Consider the following 8174-nt stretch of genomic DNA (forward strand, 5'->3'; position numbering starts at 1 on the left):
TTCCTGGGAGGAAGTGATTGGGATGAAGGCAGAGGTATTGCTCTGGACAAAAACGACAACATCTTTATAACGGGACGTACGGAGTCAACAGATCTGCCTACCACTCCGGGGGCTTATATTGAAAGCTGGAATGGTAAATATTATTCTGGATTTCTTTCTAAGTTCAGCAATGATCTAAAGAACTTACTCGCATCCACATATCTACTTGGAAGTGGTATGGCTGATCTTAGTAGTAACGGTATCGTCCTGGACTCAAGCAGTAACGTCCTTGTAACAGGGTATTTCTCAGCAGGTGGTCTACCCCTTAACCCATCTACCAATAAATATACTGATGCATTTATCCGTAAGTTCAACGATACTCTGACAGATCTCCTCGCTTCCACACACATGGGAGGGAATGGTGATAATTATGGCTATGGCATTGCCCTGGACTCAAGTGATAACGTCTTTATAACAGGATATACGAGGTCAACAGACCTGTTCACCACTTCGGGGGCATATGATGAAACCTTCAATGGCGGCGAGACGGATGCATTCGTCGCTAAGTTCAACAACACCCTGACGAGTCTCCTCGCTTCCACATACCTGGGAGGAAGTGACTATGAAAAAGGCTTCGGCATTGCCCTGGACTCAAATGATAATGTCTTCGTAGTTGGATTAAGTGGGTCATCCGACTTTCCTACCACTACAGGAGCATACCAAGAAACTTTAAATGGATCCCATGATGCCTTTGTCGTAAAATTCGATGATTTTACAGAAATACCTCCTACTCCTACACCAAGCACAACACCAGTGCCGACAGCTACTACAGCAGATACGCCAATACCAACACCAACATCAGTGTCAACGGTCACACCTATACCAAGCACACCAACGCCAGTGCCGACAGCTACAGCTACTACGGCAGATACACCGACACCGACACCAACGCCATCCCTCTGTAAAGCAAAAAAGCTTGACGTAAAACCAAAATCTCTGAAGCTTTTGATAGGGGCAAGTGCGCAAAAAACCGTAACCTTAACCTGTAAAGGTGCTACCCCGACCGTAGGCCAGCCAGTGAAGGCTAAGATAATGAGTGGTAAAAAACTCGTGAATGTTTCACCGGCAGAGGCATATACGGATGGGAATGGTCAGGCAACATTTACCATTACCGCAGTGAATAAGACGGGTAATGCGATAGTGCGATTCAAACATAAAAACCTGACAGGCGACGTAACGGTAAAGGTAAGAAAACCGTAAACCCTTGGGTTTTTTGAAAATTTTCAACAAAGAAGGGATATTGCATGCAGCGTAGGGGCAGGTTTAAAACCTGTCCCTACCAGATAATATTATTTATACAGAGGGTTTTTCAAAATCTATACATAGCGACATAAGTTTACACCTGCCTGTCATTCCGGGATTGACCCGGAATCCCGTATTTTTCTGGATTCCCGTTTCCGCGGGAATGACATATTCGTATCTGATTAATGACGCTGTGTATAAATCGTCATAGAAAAAAGTAACCAGCACGTGCACTTTTGCTCACATTCATTACGAATGAACAAAATATTGATTTAGTAATCCCTCAGGGATCTCTGGTCTGCCCGCTTCCCTCACGGGCTTACAATCATCCCGAGAAGTGCGGATTAGTCCCTGACCTGATCAAAGTACCATTTTTTTGCCTGCATATCATAAGAAATCCAACAGGTAAGATTGTCGCTGGTAGTTATGCAGTACCGCTTTTTTAATACTCCCTGAATTGTTTGGTCCAGCCATTCATTTACGATTTCTTTCACGCGGAAAAGTCTGCCGTGTAGTTTAAAGCTATAGGGAACCACGGAGTTAATTGTCAGATCGTTAACGGGCACCCATATCGATGATCTAACTAAATGAACAATAGTAAAGAGAAACGAAAAGACCCAAACAATAACACACGTGATGGAAAAACACTTTGACATTATCATAAGATACTGTCCTTCAAACAGGCGGGAGAATTGTTGTGTGCTGATGGCATGCAGGCCAATAACAAAGGCTATTTCCCAATAACCTACCGTAAACGTAAGACCATCTTCGTTATAAACCTGTTTTCTGATGGCCATGACTACCAGGAATGGCATCCACCATAATCCGGCAGACCAGAAAAACATGGAAAGTCCCTTGAGAAACGGGAGGGTTTCTATTAACGGGCTACTCATCGTGTGTATATGCAGATACAATGTGGCGCCTGTAAGCGTGGTAAATGTAGCGGCGCCGGCATTTATCCAATAAGGAGATAGTTCTGCATCATTACCGAAATGATAGAAAATCAACCGCAAGAAGATTAACGCCATAAAAATGAGATACAAACTCGCCCCGATTGACCACAAAGCAAACGAAAACAGTTGGATGAATAGTACGTGCCGTACTGCGTGTTCTGCAACGACCAATCCCAGAAAGGCAGTCGATTGTGTGCCTACCGTTGCAAAGAACCAACCGCCGTGAAATACATCCTCGATCTTTCTGTCTTCAAGTTTACGATGCAGAAACAGGATGCTAAATGAAGAGAGCGATATGCCAAGCCAGAGACTTATAGCCACATACCAGAATATACAGGCCGTTGTGTGCATATGAAATACCCTTGAAAAACAAACGCCGGTTAAGTTAACGGCTACGGCAATAGTAAAAAAATTAAATGTTTTTCCCGGGTTCAGTAGTTCGTGCAGGATTTCTTTGTAAAACAATACGATCCGGACAATTTCAAAAACCATCACAGAGAGGAATATGGCCAGACTTATCATGAAAAGATACGGCACAACTTTCTCATATCCGTATAATTGAGAAATGGATGCGATCATAATCGTTGCCACAACGACAGTAAACCAACGGACATTCAATGAATACGTTGCAATCTTTAATATACTCATGATATTACCTTATGCAGCATTCGCCACTTTTTTATGCATCTTTGCTATCGTTTCTTCTTCCATAAACGAGAGGCATATCAGACAAATAAGGGATACGAAGATAAATCCTAAAGAATAATTATTCGTATAATCTTTGATTGTGCCCAAGATAATGGGAAGGAAAAAACCACCAAGACCACCCGCAGCACCCACCATTCCACCAACGGTGCCTGTATCTTTTGAGAAATACTCCGCTACAAGCTTAAACACAACTCCATTCCCTATTCCCAGACAAATCCCCATCAGATAAAAAACTATGAGTGCAGTCACGAATGACACATCCAGATTCAGGAATATCAGAATACTGAGTATCGTCGTGGAAAGGACGATTAAAATACGTCTTCCGGATATGCGATCACTAAGATATCCCCCCAGAATGCGGGAAAAAGTGGTGGCGAATACAAATATTGACGTAAAACCGCCTGCCTTCACCGGGGTTACCTTATAAAAGTCCTTGAAGTAAGAGGGCAACCATAACGAGAAGGTTACGAAGAAACCAAAGGTCATGAAATAAAACAGACAGAAGACCCAGATTAAGTTTGAAGACTTATATACTTTCAGTTTATCTCCAAAGGTCGGGGGCTTTACCTGCGCCGGTCTTGGCGCATCCTCAGAAAAAAACCAGTAAACAAAGGCCATGATAAGCAGCGGCGCTGAGTAGATCATAAAAACCTTATGCCATCCAAAAGATTCTGCAAAGAATGGCCCTCCAAACGTGGCAATAGCAGAACCAATATTACCCACACCATAAATTCCCAAGGCCAGACCCTGCTTTTCTTTAGGATACCATTGTGATATCTGTGGAATCCCAATGGCGAATGATGTGCCTATCAAACCGAAAAACAACCCACAGACGAGTAAAAAGCCGTAACTCTGCGCAAAGCCTGCAATAAACATGGGGAAAAAGCCAAAAAAGAGCAGGACACTAAAAACCCGTCTGCCACCAAATTTGTCGGTTAAGACACCAATGGGTATCCTGACAATGGAGCCAAGCAAGACCGGCGTTGCGAGTAACAATCCCACGGCAGTGGAAGACAGTCTAAATTCGGTCTTCAGATATACAGCCAGAGGAGAAAAGAGTGTCCAGCCGGCAAAGCATACGGCAAATGCCAGGGTTGCAAGTATAAGCACCCTGGTATTTCCCTGTGGCGTTTGCATTGGAGATGTTTGTACTGATGGATTCATAAAAATTGATCTCCTTAAGATCTCTGGTTAACCCTTTTTAAAAAAGGGTAACCATTTAGTTTTTTGAAAAATTCGTACACTTCTACGCAATTGGCACGAAATAAAATATGTAGCGCCATACATGGTACGGCCTTTCGAACCATTACGACAAAGTCCCCCGCACAGCCACCCACAAGGGACCCGCGCTGCCTTTTTCAAAAAACTAAATGGTCACAAAAAAGGAAATATGGTGGTATATTTTCTCATGATATCAGAGCATTATACAACTCCCGACGTCTCTTTTCAAAGGGGAACTTCTGCTTGCTGCTGCACGCCAATCTGAACAAGTTATGTCTTCGCTTACAGGGTGGCACGAACAAACAACGTTTGTCCGTGCCACTCTTTCCTGTTTAAATAAAATGGCACCGATTTAGTTTTTTTAAAAACCGTCCCTATGAATAATGTTGTCTTGAAGGGACAGGTTTGAAACCTGCCCCTACTACATTTAATATCCGGTTTTTACTGGAAATTTTCAAAAAACTAAAGTGTTACATAAAATGAAAATTCCTCTACAATTAAAATTCCTTGTTTCATAGAGTCGATATGAAAAGAGAAGGATAAGGGGAAATGGTTGACGGCGATGATTCCGTATTGTTTATCGAAGGAATAAGCGCATATTTAATATGCTGGCTTAACAATAGCAAGACATTAAACTGCAAAAAAATTTTCAAAAAAACAGGCAGAAACCTGGTTGCAGCTATGCTGCATCGTGATCTGTTCTAAACCACATTTCATACAGAGGGATAAAGATATATGCACCGAAACTCAGAATAAGTAATATATTGGAGATGGTAAAGGTGATTACAAAGTTAGGGGATGCGTATCTGATAAGCCATGGCGCGGAAAGATTCAACAGAATTCCCATAAATGACACCCCATAGACCGTAACCTTCAATCCTTCCCTGGTATGCGTCATAGCCATTATGCGTGAAAGGATGAAGATGACAATGGGCAATGAAAAGATATGGGTATGTGTTACCTCTAAAAGCTCCCGATAGGATTTTGAGAAAAACAACCCTTCTTCGAGTCTTGATTTATCATCTTCGGCAGATAAAGGAACTTCCATCTCTTCTTCTTTATCGCCACAATAGTAGCGTATCGTCTTTTGCGTAGAAAATCCTGTCCGTTCGTAATAATTGAGGAACCCAACGCCGAGAGCAACAATCATAATGGACAAAAAAAAGGTAAAAAAAATCTTATTGCTAATTGGAAGCGACCACATGCCATTTGACATCATCTTCTCCTTTCACCGGAGTTTTTTTAAATTTATCTGCAAACCCCTTTGTCATAGCAACCATGATTTTCCCATCGTTTCCTTCGTAGATAATCATGGCATGGACGTTGGGAAATTTTTTTACAAGATCCAGACCCTTTTCAAAACCCAACACAAAAAGGCTGGTCGACAGCGCATCAACCTCCGTCCCCGTGGGAGCCACAATCGTTGTTGCAATAGTACCGGTTACCGGCCTGCCCGTAAGCGGGTTGATAATATGTGAATAACGTTTTCCGTTCATCTCAAAAAAACGTTCGTAATCTCCCGATGTAGCTGTAGCCTCATCCTTGAGTTCCAGATAGCCAAGGATTTCCTCTTTATTTCGCGGATGTTGTACGCCAATCTTCCATGCCGTTTTGCCAGGTGATGTGCCCAGCACATAAATGTTTCCACCAAGATTGATGCATGCATTGTTTATGCCATATTTTTTGATTATTTCCAATGCTTTATCTACGGCATATCCCTTTCCGATAGCGCCCAAATCGATCTGCGTCTGGGTATTTTTAAAAAATACCGTGTCTGGCTTTTTTGGATCGGCGCTTTTCTGTATGACAATGTTTTTGTAGGAGACGGCGGGCAAAACCCGCTCTATTTCTTTGTCAGAAGGGACACGTCCTTTTTCACGAAAAAATCCCCATAGAGCAACAACAGGCGAGACCGTAATATCAAAAGCGCCTCCACTGAGCCCGCTATAATATTGCGACCGCTCAATCACATCAAGGAGTTCTCCACGGCATGTCACAGGCGCCTTTGCAGCATTCTTATTGAGTTGAGAAAGTTCGCTGTCCTTTTTGTAGTTGCTCATGATGCGGTCCATACGTTCCATTTCATTCAGCGCCCCTTCAACACCCTGACCAGCAGTTTTTTCGTCCTTTGAATATACCGACACCTCAGCAAAGGTGCCCATAATCATGCGGGTCTGCTTTACCATTTTTACCTCAGAAGACGCCCCTTCGCTCCTGCCAGTCTCTCTCTTACTTTGTTCTGCGCCTTTCTGAGCACGGGCTACCCGGTTATTTGCGTTCTGGGATGTATTTGCACTGTGTATCGGCTCTGTTTTCTGAGGAATCACGGCAGGTTCATTTGTATGCGTAGCAGAATTCTCAGCTTTTTTCCCGTTGAGGTAATATTCATTAATGACAGCAAGCACCTTTCTCACGCCGGCGCACAGGTATTGTACGGACATGGTTGCACCGGTAACGTTTATTATGTCTTTATTTATACGAATAGGATTTTTGAAAGATTTGCCGACGAACTGATAAAGGAAGCGTTTTTTGACAATCTCTCCTCCGCGGCTTTCACGGTAAACAAGGACTGCAATGTCCTTAATTTTCCCTTTTGGGGTCACACCTACAATGAAGGTAAAGGGGTGAAACTTACCAATCTCTTCGGTAATAATTGCATAACCCTGAATAACCCCGTCCTTTTTCCCGAGATAAACTTTAAACCCATCTTCATACAGTCTCCTGCTCAGGAGTTTTTCAAGATCGTTTTTTTCTTCGTGAGACATGGTAATAACTTCGGTTGCAATATCATCGCAATCGGGAAATACGAGGGCAAGCGCTTGTTCTTCTGTCAGATACGTCTGGAGTTGAAAATTCTCTGACGGTTCAGCCGCTGTCTGAGCCTCTAAAGATTTTGAAATAAAGGAAGATAGGATGACGACCCATGAAAAGAAGAAAATACCGGCGAATGTTATTTGCTTTGAAGCCATAAGAAATTTAATGGATAGTTATGTTTGCTGTTTTTGAAAATGTATTTTTGGTTAGTTTGAGAAAGTTTCTCTACGCAATTGCAAAAGACACTTTCCTGAAAAGGACGAAAGCAATGCACCAATATCCTTCTTTTGTGAAGGAGCTATGTGGCATCAAGGATACTTTCTATCCTTTTTAAAAAGTCTTGTTCTATGGTGCCGTCCGACACAACACGATTCCATCGATATGCCCGGCTACCACCCGGCGCTTTTTCTTCGGTCTGTGCTTTTATGGAAACATAGGTCTTATCTTCTACCCCAGTTACCTGGATAAACAGGCGATAACGACCTTGCCACTCACCTTCCGTAAGAAAACCCGTAGTCTTCTTCGCCAACCAGCCTTTTACCCATTGAGTTTTTAAAAGTCCCAGTTCCATGTCTGTCGTTTCGATGGGAATTCCTGCTAAGGCTTGGGTTACCGCATCCCATACGGTATTTTTATCCTTATTAAAATATCGGGAAACATCGGTCATGTTTCTCAAGCTAAAATGCCTTGTAGCGCATCCGTTAAGAATGACCGTTAAAAACACAATCGAGAGTGGTATGTTTATGTAACAAAACCTTAGTATTCGTTTTGGATTCATAAAAATAAAAATACTAACAAAAATGATATTCTTTTACAAACACTTTGTTCAACTTTTTACCGTACATCGGCTCACTGCAGTAATTATATGTGATATATGCAGTAATTATACTGCATTTTTTGAAACAATTTGACATAATTTATTCTTCGCCATTTTTCAAGGGATTTATAAGCGTATACAAATATTATAGTTGCAAAGACAACACAAAAAATATATTTCTTCAGCCTCTAAGGCATAGCTTTTGTTAATTGTTGAAAAATTACGATTGTAATGTTTTCACACAGATTACTTTTTACACCCCATCGAAAACTTGGCAGAGCAATGACTTCAATTTTCAGAATATTTGTAACTATTCAGCGAAACTGATGGTGAGAGAGAATATTTTCTCAGAATAGTTAGGAGCCGATAGGGAAAACGGG

The 8174-nt window shown here is 42.0% G+C and carries 6 protein-coding genes; 1 reads left to right on the plus strand and 5 read right to left on the minus strand.

Features of this window, described 5'->3' with window-relative positions; all coding sequences use genetic code 11:
* Positions 1 to 1239 (plus strand): SBBP repeat-containing protein (locus BIY37_RS10645; RefSeq protein WP_179129373.1); only part of this gene is annotated, 1239 nt, incomplete at its 5' end.
* 386 nt (positions 1240 to 1625) lie between these two features.
* Here the strand turns inward: BIY37_RS10645 and BIY37_RS10650 are convergent.
* The 5 genes from BIY37_RS10650 to BIY37_RS10670 form a co-directional block, all read right to left on the minus strand.
* A complete protein-coding gene (locus tag BIY37_RS10650) occupies positions 1626 to 2882 on the minus strand; it encodes a tellurite resistance/C4-dicarboxylate transporter family protein (protein WP_070067828.1) in 1257 nt (418 codons plus the stop codon).
* 9 nt (positions 2883 to 2891) lie between these two features.
* Positions 2892 to 4106, minus strand: a complete 1215-nt coding sequence (locus BIY37_RS10655; RefSeq protein WP_080325033.1) for an MFS transporter — start codon at positions 4104 to 4106, stop codon at positions 2892 to 2894.
* A gap of 736 nt (positions 4107 to 4842) precedes the next feature.
* On the minus strand, positions 4843 to 5382 hold the full coding sequence (locus BIY37_RS10660; protein ID WP_143299253.1) for a hypothetical protein: 540 nt from the start codon (positions 5380 to 5382) through the stop codon (positions 4843 to 4845).
* On the minus strand, positions 5348 to 7132 hold the full coding sequence (locus BIY37_RS10665) for an FAD:protein FMN transferase (protein WP_070067830.1): 1785 nt from the start codon (positions 7130 to 7132) through the stop codon (positions 5348 to 5350). Before BIY37_RS10665 ends, BIY37_RS10660 begins: the two co-directional genes overlap by 35 nt.
* 143 nt (positions 7133 to 7275) lie before the next feature.
* Positions 7276 to 7653 (minus strand): outer membrane protein assembly factor BamC, encoded by a 378-nt coding sequence (locus BIY37_RS10670; protein ID WP_230402506.1) that lies wholly within the window; start codon positions 7651 to 7653, stop codon positions 7276 to 7278.
* Positions 7654 to 8174: the final 521 nt, after the last annotated feature.

The sequence above is a fragment of the Candidatus Brocadia sapporoensis genome (assembly GCF_001753675.2).
Taxonomy (GTDB): domain Bacteria; phylum Planctomycetota; class Brocadiia; order Brocadiales; family Brocadiaceae; genus Brocadia; species Brocadia sapporoensis.

What these genes read in the sequence shown, in the direction of transcription:
- BIY37_RS10655 (WP_080325033.1), bottom strand. Translation starts at nt 4,106, where the DNA reads ATGAATCCATCAGTACAAACATCTCCAATGCAAACGCCACAGGGAAAT.
- BIY37_RS10660 (WP_143299253.1), bottom strand. Translation starts at nt 5,382, where the DNA reads ATGATGTCAAATGGCATGTGGTCGCTTCCAATTAGCAATAAGATTTTT.
- BIY37_RS10665 (WP_070067830.1), bottom strand. Translation starts at nt 7,132, where the DNA reads ATGGCTTCAAAGCAAATAACATTCGCCGGTATTTTCTTCTTTTCATGG.
- BIY37_RS10650 (WP_070067828.1), bottom strand. Translation starts at nt 2,882, where the DNA reads ATGAGTATATTAAAGATTGCAACGTATTCATTGAATGTCCGTTGGTTT.